This window comes from uncultured Pseudosulfitobacter sp. (assembly GCF_963976325.1).
GTDB lineage: Bacteria > Pseudomonadota > Alphaproteobacteria > Rhodobacterales > Rhodobacteraceae > Pseudosulfitobacter.
Genome location: NZ_CAXBJW010000001.1, coordinates 951,173 through 973,436, shown reverse-complemented (window position 1 = coordinate 973,436; position 22,264 = coordinate 951,173). Strand labels below are relative to the sequence as shown.

21 protein-coding genes are annotated in these 22,264 nt (G+C 62.6%); 17 read left to right on the top strand and 4 right to left on the bottom strand.

The features are described from left to right. Nucleotides 1–6: 6 nt before the first annotated feature. From AAC077_RS04815 to miaA, 3 genes are all read right to left on the bottom strand, one after another. The gene (locus tag AAC077_RS04815) at nucleotides 7–1,053 is read right to left on the bottom strand and encodes an ABC transporter permease (protein ID WP_339767042.1); all 1,047 of its coding nucleotides are present in this window, start codon (nucleotides 1,051–1,053) and stop codon (nucleotides 7–9) included. 342 nt (nucleotides 1,054–1,395) lie between these two features. Continuing rightward, nucleotides 1,396–2,196, bottom strand: coding sequence for an AraC family transcriptional regulator (locus AAC077_RS04810; RefSeq protein WP_339767040.1), 801 nt, complete (start codon nucleotides 2,194–2,196; stop codon nucleotides 1,396–1,398). Between the two features lie 93 nt (nucleotides 2,197–2,289). After that, complete coding sequence (gene miaA, locus AAC077_RS04805) at nucleotides 2,290–3,174, bottom strand: tRNA (adenosine(37)-N6)-dimethylallyltransferase MiaA (protein ID WP_339767038.1); 885 nt, start codon at nucleotides 3,172–3,174, stop codon at nucleotides 2,290–2,292. Nucleotides 3,175–3,267: 93 nt separating this feature from the next. Here miaA and pyrH point away from each other — a divergent pair, with 93 nt between their 5' ends. From pyrH to lpxB, 13 genes are all read left to right on the top strand, one after another. Further along, nucleotides 3,268–4,005 carry a UMP kinase gene (gene pyrH, locus AAC077_RS04800; RefSeq protein ID WP_339767036.1) on the top strand — a complete coding sequence of 246 codons (738 nt, stop codon included), beginning with the start codon at nucleotides 3,268–3,270 and terminating at the stop codon, nucleotides 4,003–4,005. Nucleotides 4,006–4,114: 109 nt separating this feature from the next. Continuing rightward, nucleotides 4,115–4,678, top strand: coding sequence for a ribosome recycling factor (frr, locus tag AAC077_RS04795; protein ID WP_339767034.1), 564 nt, complete (start codon nucleotides 4,115–4,117; stop codon nucleotides 4,676–4,678). 82 nt (nucleotides 4,679–4,760) lie between these two features. Beyond that, nucleotides 4,761–5,480 (top strand): polyprenyl diphosphate synthase, encoded by a 720-nt coding sequence (uppS, locus tag AAC077_RS04790; protein WP_339767962.1) that lies wholly within the window; start codon nucleotides 4,761–4,763, stop codon nucleotides 5,478–5,480. Beyond that, nucleotides 5,477–6,271: a phosphatidate cytidylyltransferase gene (locus AAC077_RS04785; RefSeq protein WP_339767032.1), complete on the top strand. Its 795-nt coding sequence runs from the start codon at nucleotides 5,477–5,479 to the stop codon at nucleotides 6,269–6,271. Before uppS ends, AAC077_RS04785 begins: the two co-directional genes overlap by 4 nt. Before the next feature lie 5 nt (nucleotides 6,272–6,276). After that, nucleotides 6,277–7,455: a 1-deoxy-D-xylulose-5-phosphate reductoisomerase gene (gene dxr, locus AAC077_RS04780; RefSeq protein WP_339767030.1), complete on the top strand. Its 1,179-nt coding sequence runs from the start codon at nucleotides 6,277–6,279 to the stop codon at nucleotides 7,453–7,455. 4 nt (nucleotides 7,456–7,459) lie between these two features. Further along, a complete protein-coding gene (rseP, locus tag AAC077_RS04775) occupies nucleotides 7,460–8,809 on the top strand; it encodes an RIP metalloprotease RseP (protein ID WP_339767028.1) in 1,350 nt (449 codons plus the stop codon). Nucleotides 8,810–9,012: 203 nt separating this feature from the next. After that, complete coding sequence (locus AAC077_RS04770; RefSeq protein WP_339767026.1) at nucleotides 9,013–9,135, top strand: hypothetical protein; 123 nt, start codon at nucleotides 9,013–9,015, stop codon at nucleotides 9,133–9,135. A gap of 126 nt (nucleotides 9,136–9,261) precedes the next feature. Next, nucleotides 9,262–11,613, top strand: coding sequence for an outer membrane protein assembly factor BamA (gene bamA, locus AAC077_RS04765; protein WP_339767024.1), 2,352 nt, complete (start codon nucleotides 9,262–9,264; stop codon nucleotides 11,611–11,613). A gap of 8 nt (nucleotides 11,614–11,621) precedes the next feature. Continuing rightward, nucleotides 11,622–12,179 carry an OmpH family outer membrane protein gene (locus tag AAC077_RS04760; RefSeq protein ID WP_339767022.1) on the top strand — a complete coding sequence of 186 codons (558 nt, stop codon included), beginning with the start codon at nucleotides 11,622–11,624 and terminating at the stop codon, nucleotides 12,177–12,179. Nucleotides 12,180–12,258: 79 nt separating this feature from the next. Then, nucleotides 12,259–12,732: a 3-hydroxyacyl-ACP dehydratase FabZ gene (gene fabZ / locus AAC077_RS04755; protein WP_339767020.1), complete on the top strand. Its 474-nt coding sequence runs from the start codon at nucleotides 12,259–12,261 to the stop codon at nucleotides 12,730–12,732. Continuing rightward, nucleotides 12,729–13,511: an acyl-ACP--UDP-N-acetylglucosamine O-acyltransferase gene (gene lpxA / locus AAC077_RS04750; protein WP_339767018.1), complete on the top strand. Its 783-nt coding sequence runs from the start codon at nucleotides 12,729–12,731 to the stop codon at nucleotides 13,509–13,511. The genes fabZ and lpxA overlap by 4 nt, the downstream gene beginning before the upstream one ends. 7 nt (nucleotides 13,512–13,518) lie before the next feature. Further along, nucleotides 13,519–14,307 (top strand): UDP-2,3-diacylglucosamine diphosphatase LpxI, encoded by a 789-nt coding sequence (lpxI, locus tag AAC077_RS04745; RefSeq protein ID WP_339767016.1) that lies wholly within the window; start codon nucleotides 13,519–13,521, stop codon nucleotides 14,305–14,307. Next, nucleotides 14,307–15,461: a lipid-A-disaccharide synthase gene (gene lpxB, locus AAC077_RS04740; RefSeq protein WP_339767014.1), complete on the top strand. Its 1,155-nt coding sequence runs from the start codon at nucleotides 14,307–14,309 to the stop codon at nucleotides 15,459–15,461. The genes lpxI and lpxB overlap by 1 nt, the downstream gene beginning before the upstream one ends. Nucleotides 15,462–15,491: 30 nt before the next feature. Here lpxB and mnmA read toward each other — a convergent pair whose 3' ends face one another. Further along, a complete protein-coding gene (gene mnmA, locus AAC077_RS04735) occupies nucleotides 15,492–16,634 on the bottom strand; it encodes a tRNA 2-thiouridine(34) synthase MnmA (protein WP_339767012.1) in 1,143 nt (380 codons plus the stop codon). 123 nt (nucleotides 16,635–16,757) lie between these two features. On the opposite strand from mnmA, the gene AAC077_RS04730 reads away from it, so the two are divergent. The 4 genes from AAC077_RS04730 to recG all read left to right on the top strand — a co-directional run bounded on the left by AAC077_RS04730 (nucleotide 16,758) and on the right by recG (nucleotide 22,245). Continuing rightward, nucleotides 16,758–17,045 (top strand): DUF1153 domain-containing protein, encoded by a 288-nt coding sequence (locus AAC077_RS04730; RefSeq protein ID WP_339767010.1) that lies wholly within the window; start codon nucleotides 16,758–16,760, stop codon nucleotides 17,043–17,045. A gap of 125 nt (nucleotides 17,046–17,170) precedes the next feature. Further along, entirely contained in the window at nucleotides 17,171–17,896 is a 726-nt protein-coding gene (locus AAC077_RS04725; RefSeq protein WP_339767008.1) for a response regulator transcription factor, read from the top strand. A 168-nt stretch (nucleotides 17,897–18,064) separates the two neighbouring features. Continuing rightward, nucleotides 18,065–20,158, top strand: coding sequence for an NAD-dependent DNA ligase LigA (gene ligA, locus AAC077_RS04720; RefSeq protein WP_339767960.1), 2,094 nt, complete (start codon nucleotides 18,065–18,067; stop codon nucleotides 20,156–20,158). Next, a complete protein-coding gene (gene recG / locus AAC077_RS04715; protein ID WP_339767006.1) occupies nucleotides 20,155–22,245 on the top strand; it encodes an ATP-dependent DNA helicase RecG in 2,091 nt (696 codons plus the stop codon). Before ligA ends, recG begins: the two co-directional genes overlap by 4 nt. Nucleotides 22,246–22,264 lie beyond the last annotated feature (19 nt).

Sequence of the window (22,264 nt, the reverse complement as noted above, 5' to 3'; positions counted from 1 at the left end):
CCTCGCTCATGAAATGCGGATGCGCGGGTTCAGGATGACGTAACCGATGTCCGAGATCAGTTGCGTCAGCAGCACCACGATCACCGACACCACCGACACGGCCAGCAGCAGCTCGATGTCGTTGCTGCCTGCCGCCTGCACCAGAACCCAGCCGAAGCCGCGGTAATTGAACAGGGTTTCCACGATCACCACACCGTTCAACAGCCACGGAATTTGCAGCATGATCACCGTGAACGGTGCAATCAGCGCGTTGCGCAGGGCGTGTTTCAGCACGATGTTGCCAAAGCTGACGCCTTTCAGCCGCGCGGTACGGATGTATTGGGCCGTCATCACCTCGGTCATCGACGCGCGGGTCATGCGGGCAATGTATCCCATGCCGTACAGGGCGATGGTCAGAACCGGCAGGGTGAAATTCTCAAAGGTTATGTCCTCAATCGCCGATCTGGCCGACCCCTTGAACCATTTCAGCCCGAAGGCCGAGGACGAGAACACCGCGATAAAGATCACGCCCGAGACATATTCCGGCGTCGCCGTCGTTGCGATCGAAAAGGTCGACAGCGACCGGTCCAGCGCCGAACCTTCGCGCATCCCCGCCAGCACCCCGACGATCAGCGATGCGGGCACCATGACCAGCAACACAAACCCCATCAGCTTTCCGGTCTTGCCCAGCCGCTCCAGCACGATGCCGCCCACGTCTTCCTTGAACACGGTGGACTGGCCCCAGTTGCCTTGCAGCACACCGCAAAAGGTGGGGCGGTCTTCGGGTGGGGTGTTTTCGGCAAAACAGCGGCCCGTGACGGTGCCGTCGGGCGCTTGGGTCACCCAACCGGGCACCACGCCCAGCCAGCGGCCGAACTTCACCGGCATCGGGTCCAGATATCCGCGCTTGCCCAGAAAGCTGTTCACGGCCTCGTCCGACATGCGCACGTTGCCCTGGCTTTTGGCCAACTTTTCAAGGTTGGGATACAGGTTGGTCAGGAAGAACACGATAAACGTCAGGCACAAGGCCGTTACAATCATCACACCCAGTCGTCTAAGGATGAATAGTCCCATGAATGTCCCTGTTGGTCGGCTGCGACGGGAATGCCCGCCACGGATGGTGACCTGCCTTCTGGCTTGGCCGTTCTGGTGTTGGATTGGCCTGTCGTGACCTTTTGCGCCGGATGGGTGGCGGTCTGGTTTCCTTGTTGCAATGCCCGCGCGGCGGGTCCGTCCCGGTCCTTTGATCCGCGCCCTTGTTCAAGATGGCGCGCGGCGGGCAGATGGCAAATGTGTTCTGCTATCTGGCAACACTGATCCCACGGGGTCAACGGAAGGTTTGGATTTTTTGGTCTAAAAGCGACAGTCGGTTGGTTCGAAAGCGACACAAAGCGTGCGCACCCCGATCGACCTGCGTCAGATGGCGCGCGGGTTGGCGGCCTTGCGCAGCTGGCTGGGGGTCTTGCCCGTATGCGTCTGGATGTAGCGCGTGAAATAGGCCGCGCTGCCAAAGCCCAGATGGCGGGCGATGTCCTGCATCGGCACGTCGGTGTCCGCCAAAGCGGCGCGCGCCGCGTGCAGGATGCGCTGGCCCAGCAGTTCGGCGGCGGTGTGGCCGGTCGCGGCCTTGCAGGCGCGGGCCAGATGGGTGCCGGTCACGCCCAGGGCTTCGGCGTGTTCCCCCGAACTCATCCCGTTGTGGTAATCGCGGGCGATGCGGGCGCAAAACCGGGCCGACAGCCGCGCACCGGCGTTCTGCTTTTGCGGCAGGTGGTCATCCTCGGCCATCTGGCGGCGCAACCAGACCGACACCAGCGCCATGTAGCCGTCCAGCGCGTCTTGCGTCAGGCTGCGTCTGGCGGTGGCTTCACGTTGGGCTGCGTCCAGAAATCCGGTCAGTTCCGAAATCGGGCCGCTCTCGCGCAGGCGCAACTGGCGCGGGGTCTGGGGCAGGCGCACCTCGGTGCCCACGGGAATGGTGGCGGTCAGACCGATGCTTTGGCGGCTCAGCTCAAGCGCGAACAATTCGCCCGCAGGCACAAAGATCGCGTTGTGCGCCCCGACGCCGCGCCGGGTGCCGTTCAGCAACAGCCGGCCCTGTCCGCGCGTGGTCCAGACCAACAGGTGATGGGGTTGGTCATGCGCCAACGTCCAGCGCCAGTCCTGTGCGCCGCCCGCAGGGGTGATCGTGCTGATACGGATGGCATCCAGGGTCATGGCGCCATCTATACGCATTTGTCGGATAATCGCAATATTCTTGGCAGATACCCCCTGAAATGCGGCAAGAATATGTTCAAAGTGAAATCGGGGTCATCCCAAAGACGGATCAACCCATTGCCAGTGCCCCATTTTCGACCGCTGCCAAGTGCGCTGACGCTTGGCGTATTGGCGGGTTGCAATCACCGCCGCGTCGCGGGCGGCGTCCAGCGTCATTTCGCCCGTGGCATGGGCCATCAGCTCGGGCACACCAATCGCGCGGCAACTGGGCAGGGCGGGGTCATAGCGGTCGCGCATCTGCGCGATCTCGTCCAGCGCGCCGCCCGCCAGCATCATGTCGAACCGCTGCGCAATGCGCGCGTTCAGCCAGTCGGGCGGACTGCTCAGGGCGATGCAGGTGGCCGCGCTCTGGGGCAGCAACGGCGGCGGCGTGTCGTCGTGCCACGCGGCCAGCCCGCGCCCCGTGGCGTGCAGCACCTCCCACGCGCGCTGGACCCGCGCGCGGTTGTTGGTGTCGATCCGCGCGGTCGTCTCGGGGTCGAGCTCTGCCAATAACCCCGCAAGGGGAATCGCATCGCCGGATGCGCGCACAGCGTCGGGGGTGGCCGGAATCTCGGCCAGCCCCTTGGTCAGTGCGGTGAAATACAGCCCCGTTCCGCCCACTATGATGGGCCGCGCGTCCCCCGACAGCAACGGCGCCACCTCGCGCAGCCAGTGGCCGGCGGAATAGGGCGCGTCATAGGTCACATGCCCGTACAACAGATGCGGCGCGCGGGCCAGATCGGCGGCATCGGGCCGCGCGGTCACCACCTGCCAGCAGTCGTAAATCTGGCTGGCGTCGGCGTTCACGATCACGCCGCCCTGCGCCTCGGCGATGGCCAGCGCCAGCCCGGATTTGCCCGATGCCGTCGGCCCCGCAATCAGCACGGGGCGCTGCGGATCGACAGAAGACAGATCAAGTGACCCCAAAGCGTCCATTTCTTGCCGATACCTTCGCGCTGTGCATTGAACTGAGCGGTGTTTTAGGACAGTTTGCGCACGAACAAAACTGCCCAAAAGCCGGAGAACCCCATGAGCGACGAGATCCAAGCTGCCTCGGATGTCACATTCAAACGTGTGATGCTGAAAATTTCCGGCGAGGCGCTGATGGGGGACCAGGGCTTTGGCCTGCATCCGCCCACCGTTGAGCGCATCGCCCGCGAGGTGCAGTCGGTGCACGAACTGGGCGTCGAGATCTGCATGGTCATCGGCGGCGGCAACATCTTTCGCGGCCTGCAAGGGTCGGCGCAGGGGATGGAGCGGACCACGGCGGACTATATGGGGATGCTGGCCACGGTGATGAACGCGCTGGCGATGCAATCCTCGCTGGAAGGGTTGGGCATTCACACACGGGTGATTTCCGCGATCACCATGAACGAGGTGGCCGAACCCTACATCCGCCGCCGCGCCGTGCGCCACCTTGAGAAAAAGCGGGTCTGCATCTTTGCCGCGGGCACCGGTAACCCCTATTTCACCACCGACACCGCCGCGACCCTGCGCGCCAACGAAATGTCCTGCGAGGCGATCTTCAAGGGCACCAAGGTCGACGGTGTCTATGACAAGGACCCAGCCAAACACGCCGATGCCAAACGCTATGACAAGGTCAGCTTTGACGACGTGCTGCAAAAGCGGCTGGGGGTGATGGACGCCTCGGCCATTGCACTGGCGCGTGACAACAACCTGCCGATCATCGTCTTTTCGCTGGACGAACCCGGCGGTTTCAAAGGTATTCTGGCGGGCAAAGGCACCTATACCCGCGTTCACGGTTAAACAGACCGCGCACCGCCATGCGAAACCCTGCTGGCCTTCGGGCCGCGGGATGATCTATACCCGCACCACGCCCGGGGAAGGGGCGCGCGACCAATAAGGGGAAAACCTCATGTCCGAAGACTTTATGCTGGATACCGACGATCTGAAACGCCGCATGGATGGTGCGATTTCAGCGTTGAAGACCGAATTCGCCTCGTTGCGCACGGGCCGTGGGTCGGCATCAATGCTGGAACCGGTGATGGTCGAGGCCTACGGCCAGCGCACACCGATCAACCAGGTCGGCACCGTCAACGTGCCCGAACCGCGTATGGTCACGATCAACGTGTGGGACAAATCCATGGTCAACGCCGTGGAAAAAGCCATCCGCGAAAGCGGTCTGGGCATCAACCCGCAGTTGAATGGCACCATCATCATGCTGCCGATCCCCGAGCTGAACGAAGAGCGCCGCCGCGAGCTGTCCAAAGTGGCCGGTCAATATGCCGAACACGCCCGCGTCAGCATCCGCAACCTGCGCCGCGACGGCATGGACCAGATCAAGAAGGGCAAGGCCGACGGCCTGTCCGAAGACGATCAGAAAATCTGGGAGGGCGAGGTTCAGGATCTGACCAACGCCTATATCAAGCAGATCGACGAGGCGCTTGAGAACAAACAGACCGAGATCATGCAAGTCTGACCGGACCTGTCATTGCGTCAGCGCGGGCATCCGGTCAGACCAGTGACCACCGCACACCACGCACCGCCTTAGGAGCCTTGTCATCGCCCAGAAGCATCCCAACGGACCGCGTCACGTCGCCATCATCATGGATGGCAACGGACGTTGGGCCACGCAGCGCGGACGCCCGCGCCTGTTCGGCCACCGGGCCGGCGCGAAACGCGTGCGCGAAGTGGTCGAAAGCTGCCCCGATGTTGGTGTTGAATATCTGACGATCTTTGCCTTCTCGACAGAGAACTGGCGGCGCACGCAGACCGAGGTGGCCGGGCTGATGAGCCTGTTTCGCATGTATATCAGCCGCGAAGCCCGTGCGCTGGACGAATTCGGGGCACGGGTGCGTTTCATCGGCGACCGGGTCAAGCTGGACGCGAAGCTGATCAAGCTGATGGACGATCTTGAGGTTCTGACCCAGAACAACACCTCGGTGCATCTGACCATCGCGCTGAACTATGGCGGCCGCGACGAAGTGGCCCGTGCCACCCAACGGCTGGCCCGAGACGTGGCCAATGGCTCGCTGAACCCCGAAGACGTGGACGAGGAAACGCTGCCCAAATATCTGGACACCTGCGTGCTGCCCGATCCCGATCTGGTGATCCGCACGTCGGGCGAGGCGCGGATTTCCAACTTTTTGCTGTGGCAGTCGGCCTATGCCGAATATGAATTCATTGATACGCTGTGGCCTGATTTCACCAAAGAGGAATTTGCCCGGCTCTGCGCCTCTTACGGCGGGCGCGACCGGCGGTTCGGAGGGGTAAAGACATGAACACAAGCACGACAAAGTGGTCTGATCTGGCAGTGCGCATGGGCTCGGCTGCGGTCATGGTGGTCGTGGGGCTGGCCGGTGTTGCCATCGGCGGACATGCGTTCAACGTGATGGTGGCGCTGATTTGCGGGCTGTCCGTGTGGGAACTGGTGCGGATGCTGACGCCGCGCACCCCTGCGGTGGCCTGGCAACTGGCGCTGTTGGCGGGGGCGGCGCTGTTGCTGTCGGCCTATCTGCCGGCGGGCTGGGCGCTGCCGATCCTGTTGGCACCGATGATGGTCGGCTTTGGCCAACTGTCGCAGCACCGCACGATCTTCATGTCCTACGCGGTTCTGGTGCAGCTTGCCGGTTTCGGCATGATGTCGGTGCGCGGCGAGCTGGGCTTTGGCTGGATGCTGTGGCTGGTGGTGGTCGTGGTGGTCACCGACGTTGTGGGCTATTTCGCGGGCCGGATGATCGGCGGGCCGAAATTCTGGCCGCGCGTCAGCCCCAAAAAGACATGGTCAGGCACCGCCGCCGGCTGGGTCGGCGCGGCGCTGGTCGGCTGGATCACGATGGCCGTGACCGGTGCCACAAGCGAGCTGATCGGCATTTCCATCGCCATTTCAATGGCCTCGCAGATGGGCGACATCGCAGAAAGCGCGATCAAGCGGCACATGGGCGTCAAGGACAGCAGCACGCTGATCCCGGGCCACGGTGGTGTGCTGGATCGGTTCGACGGGATGATGGGCGCGTCGGTGTTCCTGTTGATCGTGGGGCAAATCATCGGCTTTCCGCCCGGATTGGTCTGACCGACATGACGCGCAGGCGGATCACCATTCTCGGGGCCACGGGGTCGATCGGGCAGAACACCATTGATCTGATCAAACGGGATGCCGATGCCTATGACGTTGTGGCGCTGACGGGTGCGGGCAACATCGCGCAACTGGCGGCGGACGCACGGGCGTTGAACGCGGATGTGGCGGTGACAGCCAACGAGGACCGTCTGGACGATCTGCGCGCGGCGCTGGCCGGATCGGGGATTGCGGCCGCCGCAGGGCAGGCGGCCCTGACCGAAGCGGCTGCGCGCCCTGCCGATTGGGTGATGTCCGCGATTGTCGGTGCGGCGGGGCTGGCCCCCGGCATGGCGGCGCTGGAACAGGGCGCGACACTGGCGCTGGCCAACAAGGAATCGCTGGTCTGCGCAGGCGCGTTGATCCTTGAGACAGCGGCCAAACACGACGCGCGCCTGCTGCCCGTCGACAGCGAACACAGCGCCGTCTTTCAGGCGCTGGTGGGCGAGGATATGGCCGCGGTCGAACGCATTGTCATCACCGCCTCGGGTGGGGCATTCCGCGACTGGCCGCTGGCCGACCTGCCCAACGCGACGCTGGCGCAGGCGTCGAGCCATCCCAACTGGGACATGGGCCAACGGATCACCATCGATTCCGCGTCCATGTTCAACAAGGCCTTGGAAGTCATTGAGACACGGGAATATTTCGGCGTCTCCCCTGACAAGATCGAAGTGCTGGTGCACCCCGAATCCATGATCCACGCGCTTGTCGGCTTTCATGACGGCGCGCTGATGGCGCACGTCGGCCCCGCCGATATGCGCCACGCCATCGGCTATGCGCTGCACTGGCCCGACCGGCGCGCGCTGCCGGTCGAACGGCTGGACCTTGCGGCCATCGGCAGCCTGACGTTCCGCGCCCCCGACACCGACCGCTGGCCCGCATTGCGGCTGGCCCGCGAGGTGATGGCGCGCGGCGGGCTGGCGGGGGCGGTGTTCAACGCCGCCAAGGAAACCGCGCTGGACGGATTTATCGCAGGCCATCTGAATTTCACCGCCATGGCCGAAGTGGTCGAACTGGTGCTGACGCAGATGGACGCGGCGGGCGGTCACATTGACGCCTCTATGACACTTGATAACGTCGCGGCTGCTGACCATTTGGCACGCAAGGCCGCGCGCGACATAATAGCAAAAAGAGCAGGGTAGAATTTTGGACATTATCGGATTGCTTCCACAGGCCGGCGGCCTGATCTGGATCATCGTCGCCTTTGTCGTGGCGCTCAGCGTGATCGTGACCATCCACGAATACGGCCACTACATCGTCGGGCGCTGGTCGGGCATTCATGCCGATGTGTTTTCGCTGGGCTTTGGTCCGGTGATCTACAAACGCACCGACAAACGCGGCACCCAGTGGCAGATCGCGGCACTTCCCTTTGGCGGCTATGTGAAATTCGCGGGCGATGCCAACGCGGCATCCGGCAAGGATGCCGATGCGATGCAGGCGGCCGAGGCCGACGCGGTCGCATTGCGCCGCACGATGCACGGCGCGCCACTGTGGGCGCGGGCGGCGACTGTGGCGGCGGGCCCTGTGTTCAACTTTGTGTTCTCGATCTTGCTTTTCGCGGCGCTGTTCCTGTCGTTGGGCACAACGCGTGACCAGATGACGGTGGGCGAACTGCGCGCCTTGCCGGCGCAAGTGAACGAATTGCGGCCCGGTGACGAGATTTTGCAAATCGCCGGTAATACCGTGCCTTTGATCAGCGATGACAGCTTTGCCCCGTTCCTCAGCAGCCTGCCCAAGACCACGCAACTGGACTACCGCGTCAACCGCGACGGCACCGAACTGGACGTGCAGGGACCGCAGCTTTTCCCGCCGTTGGTCGTGGGGCTGGTCCCGCGCAGCGCCGCATATCAGGCGGATCTGGATGTGGGCGACGTGATCGTCGCGGTCAACGGCACCCCGATTTCGGTCTTTGAAGAGCTGAAAAACTCGGTCGAGGCATCGGACGGCGCGCCAGTGGCCTTGCAGGTCTGGCGGGACGGCACGGTTCTGGACAAAACCCTGTCTGCCAAGCGCGTGGACGAGCCACAAGCCGACGGCAGCTATAAAACCGAATGGCGCATTGGCATCGCGGGCGGCATGGCGTTCGAGCTGGCCACCGAACCGATGGGCGTGTGGCGCGCCCTTGGCGACGGGGTTGCCGAAACCGGCGGCATCATCACCGGATCGCTGTCGGGCCTTGGTCATATCATCACCGGCGCGATCAGCACCTGCAACCTGTCCGGTCCCATCGGCATTGCCCAGACCTCGGGCGCGATGGCCAGCCAGGGCACGCAGTCTTTCCTGCGGTTTATCGCGGTGCTTAGCACGGCGGTGGGTCTGCTGAACCTGTTCCCGATCCCGGCGCTGGATGGCGGGCATCTGGTGTTTTACGCCTACGAGGCGGTGATGAAACGCCCGCCCAGCGATGGCGCGCTGCGCATTCTGATGGGGATCGGTCTGACCCTGGTGCTGACGCTGATGATCTTTGCCCTTGGAAACGATATTTTCTGTCCCTGACGCACTTCTCGGAAAACTTGATAGGCAAGCCATCACTTAACGCGTTGAAATCTACGATTTCAGGCAGCGTTAAGTGATTCAGGTTTTTTCGAAAGTGCTATAAAGGGCATGGCGCGACACGCTGCCTTATTTGCGCCACAATTAAACAAACTCACGCCATAATCGGTGCTTAGGCATGTTCCGAGAAAAAGGGAACATGCACCATGCAAACACTGCAAAACGGTTACAAAGGCCTAAGCCTTTTGATGCTGCTGAACTGGGATCGGGCGCTTTGTCTGGGCGCAATCGGTGCCGCGATGTGGATCAGCGTCTATATCGCCGGCTGATCTGTCAGCACCTTCATTACAACTTGTAACAGCCCGCCGTTCACGGCGGGCTTTGTCGTTTTGACAAGCACGGTCTTCTTGGGTACTCAGAAGGTCAATGGGTGTCTAAAAGAATGGGTCAAAACCATGAGACTGGGGTTAGAGGGCGGTGCAGCCAAGCGACAGCGTCGTGTGCGCATCGCAACAGGGCTTTTGCGAGCTTCTGTGTTTTTTGCAGCAACTGCAACAAGTTATACATTTTACGCAACGCAAGCACAGGCGCAGACCTATCGGTTTGACAGTGTGGTTGTCGACGGCAACGCGCGGATCGGCCAGTCGGCAATCCTCAGCCAGGCCGGAATCGCACGCGGTCAAAACCTGTCTGCGGGGCAACTGAACGACGCGTATCAGCGTCTGGTGGCCAGCGGACTGTTCGAAACTGTCGAAATTGCACCGCAAGGCAACACGTTGCGGATCACTGTGGTCGAGCTGCCGACGATCAACCGTATCAGTTTCGAGGGCAACCGCCGCATCAAGGACGAAGCGCTGACCGCGATGGTCAGCTCGTCCGAGCGCCGGGTGTTCAACCCCAGCCTTGCCGAGAAAGATGCCGCAGCCATCGCCGAAGCCTATTCGAACGATGGCCGTCTGGCCGCGCGGGTCACACCGCGCGTCATCAAGCGCCGCGACAACCGTGTCGATCTGGTGTTTGAAATCTTCGAAGGCGACGTCGTCGAGGTGGAACGTCTGAGCTTTGTCGGCAACCGCGTGTTCTCGGACCGTCGTTTGCGCCGCGTTCTGGGCACCAAGCAGGCCGGCCTGTTCCGCACGCTGATCAAGGCCGACACCTTCGTGTCCGACCGGATCGAAGCGGACAAACAGATGCTGCGTGATTTCTACCTGTCGCGCGGCTACGTCGATTTCCGCATCAACTCGGTCAACGCCGAACTGACGCAGGAACGCGACGGCTATTTTCTGGTGTTCAACGTCCAGGAAGGTCAGCAATTCAAGATCGGGCAGGTGACCACGGTTTCCGAAATGTCGGGTGTGGATGCAGACGAATATCAGGCGGTCACGAAAATCCGCCCCGGTGTTGTCTATTCGCCCTCCCTGATCGAACAGGAAATCTCGCGCATGGAAGCGCTGGCGATCCGCAACACGGTTGATTTCATGCGGGTCGAACCGCGCATCACCCGCAACGACCGTGACCTGACGCTGGACATCGAATTTGTCATCAGCCGTGGCCAGCGCGTCTTTGTCGAACGCATCGACATCGAAGGCAACACCACCACGCTGGACCGCGTGATCCGCCGTCAGTTCCCGGTGGCAGAGGGTGACCCGTTCAACCCGCGCGAAATCCGCGAAAGCGCGGAACGTATCCGGGCGCTGGATTATTTTGAATCTCCGCAAGTGAACGCCCGCGAAGGGTCCAGCCCCGAGCAGGTGATCGTTGACGTGGACGTGGCGGAAAAGCCCACAGGCTCGCTGAGCTTTGGCGGGACATTCTCGTCGGAAAACGGTTTTGGTCTGGCGGTCTCTTTTGTCGAGCGCAACTTTGTCGGCCGTGGTCAGACACTCAAGTTGGATTTCTCGACCGCGGAAGAATCTGAAACCTACGGGATCAGCTTCCGCGAACCGGCTGTGCTGGGGCGTGACCTGGGCTTTGGTCTGCAACTGTCCTATGGCACAAGCAACAGCAGCGCTTATACGTTCGACTCCGAAAGCATTGTCTTCAAACCAAGCCTTGATTTCCCGCTGAGCGAAAATGGTCGACTTTCGGTGAACTATACCGCAGAAAGCATCGACGTTCTGGCGCGCAATCCGGCTGAACACGGCTTGATCATCCAGGACGACATTAATGCAGGCGCACAGTTCCGGTCGTCGGTTGGCTACACCTATACCTATGACACGCGCCGTTCGGGTCTGGACCCGACAGCGGGCGTTCTGTTGCAGTTCGGTCAGGATTTTGCCGGTTTGGGCGGGGACAGCAAATTTGTCCGCACCACGGGCAAGGTTGTCGGTCAAAAGCGTATCTTCAACGAAGAAGTTACCTTGACCGCGACACTTGAAGGTGGCGTGCTAAGCTGGATGGACGGCAACAACCGTGCGGTTGACCGCTTTCTGCTTGGCTCCAGCATCATGCGTGGTTTTGAAGCGGGTGGCATCGGGCCACGTGATAACGCTAATGGTGATGCCTTGGGCGGCAACATGTTTGTCGTCGCACGGTTCGAGGCCGAGTTCCCGCTGGGCTTGCCGGAAGAGTACGGAATTCGTGGGGCGGTCTTCTATGACGTCGGCAACCTTTGGGATCTCAGTGATGTTAACTTGGGCGGCAACGCCGTGGACGGCGAAGGCGGATCGTTCCGTCATGTCATCGGTGTCTCGATCCTGTGGGACACGCCGGTTGGTCCGCTGCGGTTCAACTTTACCGACGCGATCAAAAAAGAAGACTTCGACCGCGATCAAAGCTTCGATCTGACCCTGTCGACCTCGTTCTGAGGCGCGTGATGCGACGTTTTACGCGCATCTTTCTGACCCTGCTGGCCACCGTGCTGGCAGGGTCTTTTGTTGCCGCACAGGAACAGCCGAAACCTGCGCCCAAGGTGGTGCAAAGCCCGATCCTGACGGTCGACACGGACCGCTTGTATTCGCAAAGCGCCTTTGGCCTGCGTGCGGCCAAGGAAATCGAAGAGCGCGGCGCGGAACTGGCCACCGAGAACCGCAGCATCGAGGCCGAGTTGAGCGCCGAAGAACAGGAATTGACCGACAAACGCGCCACGATGGAGCCCGAAGCCTTTCGGACCTTGGCGGATGCCTTTGACGAAAAGGTCCAAAGCACCCGCCGCGCTCAAGAGGCCAAGGGGCGGGACCTGTCGCAACTGCTGGAGAAAGAGCAGATCGCCTTTTTGAACGCCGCCGCCCCGGTCCTCGAAGCGCTGATGCGCGATGCGGGTGCCGCGGTGATCCTGGAACGGCGCAGCGTGTTTCTCAGCGCCAATGCCATCGACATCACCGACGCCGCCATCGCGCGGATCGACGCCGCCCTGGGCGACGGAACCAAATAGCATCACAGGGCCGTTCGCTTGCCCCGCCGGATGCGGCTTGGTAACCTCGCGGCCTGTAACACCACGGAAAGAACAGCCTATGACCTCCGAGCTTCTGACAGCCGACATCCATCTGATCCAGCGCATCCTGCCGCACCGCTATCCGTTCCTGCTGGTGGACAAGGTCGTGGACATCGACGGCTATCAGACGGCGCGCGGCATCAAGAACGTGACGATGAACGAACCACACTTTCAAGGCCACTTTCCGGGCAAGCCGATCATGCCGGGGGTCACCATCGTCGAGGCAATGGCCCAAACCGCCGCCGTGATGGTGGGCACCGCGCTGAACATGGCCGACCGCGACATGCTGGTTTATTTCATGGCGATCGAGGGCTGCAAATTCCGCCGCATGGTCATTCCCGGCGATGTGCTGGAACTGAAACTGCAAACTGTGCGCGGCAAGCCGGGCGGCAAGGTCTGGAAATTCTCGGGCGTGGCCGAAGTCGAAGGCGAGATGGCCTGCGAGGCGTCGTTCACCGCGATGATGGACCTGCCCAAGGATGTCATAGCATGAGCGGTATCCACCCCTCTGCGGTTGTCGAAGACGGCGCACAGATCGACCCCAGCGCCACGGTCGGGCCGTTCTGCCTGATCGGTCCCGAGGTCGTGCTTGGCCCGGACGTCGAATTGAAAAGCCATGTGGTTATCACCGGTCGTACGACGGTCGGCGAAGGCACGGTGATCTTCTCCTTCGCCGTCATTGGCGAGATCCCGCAGGATCTGAAGTTCAAGGGCGAAACCTCGGCGCTGGAAATCGGCAAACGCAACCGCATCCGCGAACACGTCACGATGAACGGCGGCACCGAGGGCGGCGGCGGCGTGACCCGTGTGGGCGATGACGGATTGTTCATGGCGGGCTGTCACATTGCGCACGACGCACAGGTCGGCAACCGCGTGATCGTGGTCAACAATGCCGCCGTGGCGGGGCACTGTGTGCTTGAGGATGACGTGATCATCGGCGGCCTGTCGGGCATCCACCAGTTCGTCCGCATTGGGCAGGGTGCGATCATCGGGGCGGTCACCATGGTGACCAACGACGTCATTCCATACGGTTTGGTACAGGCCCCGCGCGGCGATCTGGACGGGCTGAACCTGGTCGGATTGAAACGGCGCGGCGTGAAGCGTGCCGACATCACGGCGCTGCGGGCTGCCTTCCAGATGCTGGCACAGGGCGAGGGCACGTTCCACGACCGCGCCGAACGTCTGGGGGCCGAGACAGACAGCGCTTATGTCAAACAGATCGTCGATTTCATCCTGGGTGAATCCGACCGGTCGTTCCTGACCCCGAAGTGAGCCGGCAATGCTGGCGCTGATCGTTGGGACGGGCCAGATGCCCAAGGTGGTGGCCGACGCGCAATCCGCGCCGCCGCTGGTCTGTATGCTGGACGGCAATGCGCCGGACGGGCTGGTGCCTGACCTGACATTCCGTCTGGAAACGCTGGGCTCTTTGTTGGTTGATCTTGGCACGCGTGGCGTGACCGATGTCTGCTTTGTCGGCGGTATCGCGCGGCCCACGCTGGACCCTGCCGCGCTGGATGCCGAAACCGCGCCGCTGGTGCCGCTGTTCCAGCAGGCCCTGCAACAGGGCGACGACGGGGCGCTGCGCATCGTGTTGGATATTTTCGAAAAGACCGGCTTTGCCGTGCGCGGGGTCGAAGACCTGGTGCCCGTGCTGCTGGCCACCGGCGGTGTCTATGGCGACGCATGGCCCGACGCGCAGATGCGCCGCGATGCCGAGGCCGGTGCCGCCCACATCGCCCGCGAGGGCGCGCGCGACATCGGGCAGGCTTGTGTGGTGGCAGGTGGCTGCGTCATCGGCATGGAAGACGCCGCAGGCACCGACGCACTGATTGCGCGCATGTCAGCCAAGCCCGAAGACCGCGCCATCCTGTTCAAAGCGCCCAAACCGGGGCAGGAACGGCGCATCGACCTGCCCACCATCGGCCCCGACACAATCACCGCCTGCGCCGCCGCGGGCTTTGCCGGTATCGTCATCGACGCCGGTGATGTGCTGGTGCTGGACCGCGACGCATGTGTCGCGCTGGCCGATCAGCACGGGCTGGTCCTGTGGGCGCGGACGGGCGACTGATGCGGGTGTTCATCATCGCGGGCGAGCCGTCAGGCGACAAGCTGGGCGGCGCGCTGATGGCAGGGCTGCGGACGCTGGTGCCGGACGTGACCTTTGACGGCGTCGGTGGCCCCGAGATGCAGGCGCAGGGGCTGACCAGCCGCTTTGACATGTCCGAGCTGAGCATCATGGGCATCATGGAAGTGCTGCCCAAATACCGCCACCTGAAACGCCGCATCGCCCAGACCGCACAGGCGGTGGTCGATACGGGCCCGGATGTGATGATCACCATCGACAGCCCCGATTTCTGCCTGCGCGTCGCCCGGCTGGTCAAGGCGTCCAGCAGCATCCGCACCGTGCATTACGTGGCCCCGACGGTCTGGGCATGGCGGCCCAAACGTGCGGATCACATGGCCGAAGTGATCGACCACGTGCTGGCGCTGTTCCCGTTTGAGCCACCTTACATGCAGGCCGCCGGCATGGACTGCGACTTTGTCGGGCATCCCGTGGTGTCCGAACCGCAGCCCTCTGCGGAAGATGTGGCGAAGTTCCGCGTGCAATACGGGATGGAGGCCGCCGACCCGCTGCTGCTGGTCTTGCCCGGATCGCGCAAGGGAGAGGTGTCGCGTCTGGCCCCGCGTCTGGGCGCGGCCTTGGCCCCCGTGCTGGCCGCGCATCCGGGCTTGCGCGTGGTGGTGCCCGCAGCCGCCCCCGTGGCCGACATGGTGATCGCCGCCGTCGCCGACTGGCCCTTGGTGCCCAAGGTTCTGGACCCGCGCGGGCTGGATGTGGAAACGGCGGCCCATGCCAAACGCGTGGCCTTTGCCGCCGCCGATGCCGCACTTGCGGCGTCCGGCACCGTGGCGCTGGAACTGGCGGCCGCAGATACGCCGATGGTCAGCGCCTACGATATGAACTGGCTTAGCCGTCGAATCGTGCAGCGGATGATGCAGATAGATACCGCCAATTTGATCAATATCGTCTCGGATACACGCACTGTGCCCGAGTTCATCGGCGCACAATGCCGGTCCGACCTGATCGCCCAAGGGGTGCTGGATTTGCTGCAAGACCCCGCACCGCAGCGCGCGGCGATGCAGACCACGATGGACCTGCTGGGCCGCAACGGCGAAGACCCCGGCCTGCGCGCCGCCCGCGCGGTGCTGGCGCGGCTTTAGGCATATTGGAGAGCCGTTAAGCTCCCCGTCTTAACCTTTGTGAATCCAGCCACCGCCAAAGATGCGGCTGCTGTCGCGGTCGTAGAACACGCAGGCCTGTCCGGGGCTGACGCCCTCTTCGGGCAGGGTCAGTTCTACCGTCGCCTCGGTGTCCGAAATCGGACGCAGGATCGCGTCGGTGGGGGGGCGTGTCGACCGCACCCGCACGGCTATCGGCCATTCGCTCCGCGACATCATGGGTTCATCCCCCAGCCAGTTGATCTCGCGCACAGGCACCGTACGTGTCGCCAGCATCTCCTTGGGGCCAACCACCACGCGGGCGGTGTTGGCATCCAGCTTCACCACATACAGCGGATCGGCCAGCCCGCCGATGCCCAGACCCCGACGTTGCCCGATGGTATAGTTGATCACCCCGTCATGGCTGCCCAGCACGGTGCCATCCATATCCACAATCTCGCCCGGAGCCGCCGCTTCGGGGCGCAACTTGCGGATAACGCTGGCATAATCGCCGTTCGGCACGAAACAGATGTCCTGGCTGTCGGGCTTGTCCGCCACGCTGAGACCATATTTCGCAGCCAGCGCGCGGGTGGCGTCCTTGGACGGCAGATGGCCCAGCGGAAAGCGCAGGTAATCCAGTTGCTGTGCGGTGGTTGAGAACAGGAAATAGCTTTGATCGCGCGCGGCATCGGTGGCGCAATGCAGCTCGGCCCCGTCGGCACCCATCTTGCGCTGGATATAGTGGCCGGTGGCCATGCAGTCGGCCTCCAGATCCTTGGCGGTTTCCAGCAGATCCTTGAACTTGACCCGTTCGTTGCAGCGGATACAGGGCACAGGCGTCGCCCCGCCCAGATAGCTGTCGGCAAACTCGTCGATCACCGCGTCCTTGAACACGTTTTCATAGTCCAGAACATAGTGCGGAAAGCCCATTTCCTCGGCCACGCGGCGGGCATCGTGAATGTCGCGCCCCGCACAGCACGCGCCCTTTTTCGCCAGCGCCGCGCCGTGGTCGTACAACTGCAAGGTCACGCCGACCACGTCATAGCCTTCTTCGGCCAGCTGAGCGGCCACAACCGAACTGTCGACGCCGCCGGACATGGCAACGACGACCCGTGTGTCTGCGGGCGGCTTGGCAAAACCCAGCGAATTCAGCGGGTGTGCAGTATCAAGTGGCATGACGATCTCCGAGGGTGTCAGGCGATATATAGGAAAATCCTAATTACTCTCAAGAGGCGGCTTCACCGAACCTTAAGACCGAGGCGCGCAGTTGGACCTGTAACGGTGCTACACGAGACAGTCATGTATCTGAAAAAAGTCGACGGTCCAAGGGCGGTCACATTGCTGAACGGGTCTGTGATGACGCAGGCCGATCTGCCCGACGCGGGCACGCGGCGCTGGGTGGCGTCGCGCAAGGCGGCGGTGGTGCGCGGCGTTCTGTACGGGTTGATCGGGCAGGCGGCGGCGTTGCAACGCTATGACATCAGCGCCGAAGAATTCGAGGAATGGGTGCGCGCCGTCAGCCTGCATGGCGAAGAGGCCCTGAAAGCCACCGCTTTGCAACGTTTTCGGGGGCCAAAACCGGATTGATGAAAAGTTTAATGTTAGCAACCTGTAGTTGCTTGTAGTAACCTGTGTTTCAGTAACGTGTGATTAACCTTTTTTGTACAGTGTGTGGTCAATGCCTTATTTTAGACGTGATCCGGAGACTGATAATGAGTGTTTTGCTTGTTGAAGATGATCCGACGACCTCGAAAAGCATCGAATTGATGCTGACCCATGCCAACTTGAACGTCTATGCGACGGATCTGGGTGAAGAGGGGATCGATCTGGCCAAGCTTTACGACTACGATCTTATCCTGCTTGATCTGGATCTGCCTGATATGAATGGCCACGAGGTGCTGCGACAATTGCGCCTGTCGCGGATCGAAACGCCCATCCTGATCCTGTCAGGGGCGGATGACACCGAAAACAAGATCAAGGGTTTCGGGTTCGGGGCAGATGATTACCTGACCAAACCCTTCCACCGCGAAGAACTGGTTGCGCGCATTCATGCCATAATTCGGCGGTCCAAGGGACACTCGCAGTCGGTCATTGAAACGGGCCTGATCTCGGTCAACCTGGACGCGAAAACCGTCAGCGTCGACAACAAGTCGGTCCATCTGACGGGCAAGGAATATCAGATGCTCGAACTGCTAAGCCTGCGCAAGGGCACGACCCTGACCAAAGAGATGTTCCTGAACCATCTGTACGGTGGCATGGACGAGCCCGAGTTGAAGATCATCGACGTGTTTATCTGCAAGCTGCGCAAGAAACTCAGCACGGCGACAGGCGGCCAGAACTACATCGAAACCGTCTGGGGGCGCGGCTATGTGCTGTGCGATCCCGAACCCGGTATCCTGTCGGGCGATGACAGCCAGCGACTGGCCATCGGCGCATAAATCCAAGGGTCTGCACCCAAGGGCATCGGGTGCAGGCGGCAGATGACATCACTCACGCAGACTTTCTGACCTGAATGAACTGGACCTGTGCTTGCCACGCTTCTATCTCTAGGGCGCGACATCAAGAAAGAGGCAGGTCCCGTGTCCGACACCATCAACATCTCTGACATGACCGAAGCGCAGGCCCGGGACGAACTGGCGCGGCTGGCCGATGTGCTGGCAGGTGCGAATCGCGCATATCACACCGAGGACGCGCCGCGGATTGATGACGCGGAATATGACGCGCTAAAGCGGCGCAATGCGCAGATCGAGGCGCGCTTTCCCGACCTGAAACGCGACGACAGCCCCAGTGACCAGATCGGCGCCGAACCCGCCGAAGGGTTTTCCAAGATACGGCACGCCGTGTCGATGCTGTCATTGTCCAACGCGTTCGAGGCTGAGGATGTCGCGGATTTCGACGGGCGGGTGCGCAAATACCTTGGGCTGGCCGCCGATGCCCCGCTGGCATACACGGCGGAACCCAAGATCGACGGGCTGTCGCTGTCGCTGCGCTATGAAAACGGCGCGCTGGTCTCTGCGGCGACACGCGGCGACGGTCAGGTGGGCGAAAACGTGACCGCCAATGCGCTGACCATCGACGACATTCCCCAAAGCATCAAAAACGCCCCGTCCATTCTGGAAGTGCGCGGCGAGGTTTACATGAGCCACGCCGACTTTGCGGCGCTGAACGCCCGCCAGACCGAGCGCGGCGGCAAAACCTTTGCCAACCCGCGCAACGCGGCGGCCGGATCGCTGCGCCAGTTGGATGCGTCGATCACCCGCGCGCGCCCGCTTCGGTTCTTTGCCTACACCTGGGGCGAAATTTCGGAACCGCTGGCCGACACCCAGATGGCCGCGATCAACCGTTTGAAACAGATGGGGTTTCAGACCAATCCGCTGACCCAATTGTGTGACGGCCCCGCCGAAATGATCACCCATTACGCCAAGATCGAACAGATGCGCAGCGCTTTGGGCTATGACATCGACGGCGTGGTCTACAAGGTGAACGACCTGGCGCTGCAAGGGCGCCTTGGGTTCCGGTCGACCACCCCCCGTTGGGCCACGGCGCATAAATTCCCCGCCGAACTGGCGTGGACCCGGCTGGAAACCATCGACATTCAGGTGGGCCGCACCGGCGCGCTCAGCCCCGTGGCGCGGCTTGCCCCGGTCACCGTGGGCGGCGTCGTGGTCTCAAACGCCACGCTGCACAACGAGGATTACATCGCGGGCCGCGACTCGAAAGGCGGAGAGATCCGCGCAGGCAAGGACATCCGCATTGGCGACTGGGTACAGGTCTACCGCGCGGGCGATGTGATCCCCAAGGTTGCGGATGTGGACCTGACCAAACGCCCCGACAACGCAACGCCCTACGCGTTTCCGCAGGTCTGCCCCGAATGCGGCAGCGACGCCATCCGCGAGCCGGGCGACGCCATCCGCCGGTGTTCAGGCGGCATGATTTGCCCTGCGCAAGCCGTTGAAAAACTAAAGCATTTCGTTGCGCGCGGTGCCTTCGACATCGAAGGTTTGGGCGCCAAACAGGTCGAACAATTCCACGCCGACGGCTGGATTGCCGAGCCTGCCGACATCTTCACCCTGCGCGATCGTTACGGCAGCGGGATGCAACAGTTGAAAAACCGCGAGGGCTGGGGCGACAAATCGGCCAGCAACCTTTTTGACGCCATTGATGACCGTCGCAAGATCGCGCTGTCGCGCCTGATCTTCGGCCTTGGCATGCGCCATGTGGGCGAAGCGGCGTCGAACCTGCTGGCCTTGCACTATGGCACCTGGGACGCATTCGCCGCCGCGATGGACGCCGCCGCCGATCCTGAAAACGACGCGTGGGCCGACCTGATAGGCATCGACGGGGTGGGCGCGGTCATGGCCGGATCGCTGACCGCCACCTTTGCCCAGGACACCGAACGCGCCGCCATCGACCGGCTCGTCGCGCAACTTGACGTGCAAGCCACGGAACGCCCCGACACATCGGGCAGCCCGGTCGCGGGCAAGATCGTTGTTTTCACCGGCACGCTTGAAAAAATGACCCGCGCCGAGGCCAAGGCGCGGGCCGAAACGCTGGGCGCGAAAGTGTCCGGTTCGGTCAGCGCCAAGACCGACATATTGGTCGCGGGTCCGGGCGCAGGATCAAAAGCCAAGAAGGCGGCGGAACTGGGCATCACAACACTGGACGAAGACGGCTGGCTGGCGCTGATCGAGGGCGCATGAGCGGCCGGCCAGAACAGCTTTTCCCGCTTTTTGCCGAAGCGCAGACGCTTGAAGGGGTGGGGCCGAAAACAGCCGACTTGCTGGCGGCCACCGGCATCACGACGCCGCGTGACCTGCTGTTCACACTGCCCCACACCGGCATCGACCGCAGCCCGCGCGCAACGCTGAAAGATGCTGTTTTGCCCGGCTCTTACACAGTGATCGTGACCGTCGGACGCCACCAGCCTCCGCGCAACAAGGGGGGCGCCTATCGCATCACGGTCGAGGACGCCGAGACGGCCTTTCAGATCGTGTTCTTCCGCGGGCGGTCTGATTTCCTGCTGAAACAACTGCCCGAAGGGTCGCGGCGCGTGGTGTCGGGCAAGGTCGAAATGTTCGACGGCATCGCACAGATGCTGCACCCCGATCACATCCTGCCCGAGGCCGAAGCGGGCGACATTCCGGCCTTCGAACCCGTCTATCCGCTGACCGCCGGTGTCACCCAAAAGGTGATGTGGAAAGCAACCCGTGGCGCGTTGACCCGTGTGCCCGAAATGGCCGAATGGAGCGATCCCGCTCAGGTCGCGCAGGCCAAATGGCCCACATTTTCCGAGGCTGTGGCGCAGGCCCACGCGCCGCAATCGCTGCGCGATATTGCGATAACCGCGCCTGCGCGCGAACGTCTGGCCTATGACGAATTGCTGGCGCACCAGATCACCCTGGCCCTGGCCCGCGCGGCGGAACGGCGCAAACCGGGTCGCTCCAGTGTCGCCACCGGAGCGTTGCAGCGCAAGGTTCTGGCGGCGCTGCCATATCGGCCCACCGGCGCGCAAGAACGCGCGATTGCCGAGATTGCCGACGACATGGCACAGCCGCAGCGCATGAACCGCCTGTTGCAGGGCGACGTTGGCGCGGGCAAGACGCTGGTGGCCTTCATGGCTTTGCTGGTCGCGGTCGAGGCGGGCGGGCAGGGCGTGCTGATGGCCCCGACAGAAATCCTTGCGCGTCAACACCTTGAAGGGTTGCAGCCGCTGGCCGAGGACGCGGGCGTGGTGCTGGAGCTGCTGACGGGGCGCGACAAGGGCAACGAGCGCAAGGCCAAGCTGGCCGCATTGGCCGACGGGCGCATACAGATATTGGTGGGCACCCATGCGGTGTTTCAAAAGGACGTCGCATTCCGCGATCTGCGCCTTGCGATCATCGACGAACAGCACCGGTTTGGCGTACGGCAACGTCTGGCGCTGGGGTCCAAGGGCGTGCAGGCGGATGTGTTGGTGATGACCGCAACGCCGATTCCGCGGTCCCTGTCACTGGCGCAATACGGCGATATGGACGTGTCGGTGCTCGACGAAAAGCCGCCGGGCCGCAAACCGATCCGCACGGCGCTGGTCAGCACGGGCCGCATGGACGAGGTGATCGACCGGTTGCGCGCGGCGATTGCCAAGGGGCAGCAATGCTATTGGGTCTGTCCGCTGGTCGAGGAAAGCGAAGTGGTCGATCTGACCTCGGCGGGCGAGCGTTTCAAACGGCTGCGCGCGGCGTTGGGTGAAGGTGTCGTCGGGTTGGTGCATGGCCAGATGCCGCCCGCTGAAAAAGATGCGGCGATGGCGGCGTTTCAGGCGGGTGAAACATCTGTGCTGGTGGCGACCACGGTGATCGAGGTGGGGGTAAACGTGCCCAACGCCACGATCATGGTGATCGAGCGGGCCGAGATCTTTGGCCTGGCCCAGTTGCACCAGTTGCGCGGGCGCGTGGGGCGGGGCGATGCGGCATCCACCTGTTTGCTGATGTATCAGGCACCGCTGAGCGAGACGGGGCAAAAACGTCTGGAAGTGCTGCGCGAGACCGAGGATGGGTTCGTGATTGCCGAAACCGATTTGCAGATGCGCGGCGCGGGCGATGTGATCGGCACGGCGCAGTCGGGCCTGCCACGGTTTGCCGTCGCCGACCTTGAGCGGCAGGCAGGATTGATGGCCATTGCGCAAAGCGATGCGCGCAAGCTGTTGTCAGATGATCCCAAGCTGGAGACAGCGCGCGGCAAGGCAGCCCGCATGTTGTTGTGGCTGATGCGGCAGGACGAAGCCATTCGTTTGATTTCAGTGGGTTAGCGCAAATCCCCCTTTTGAT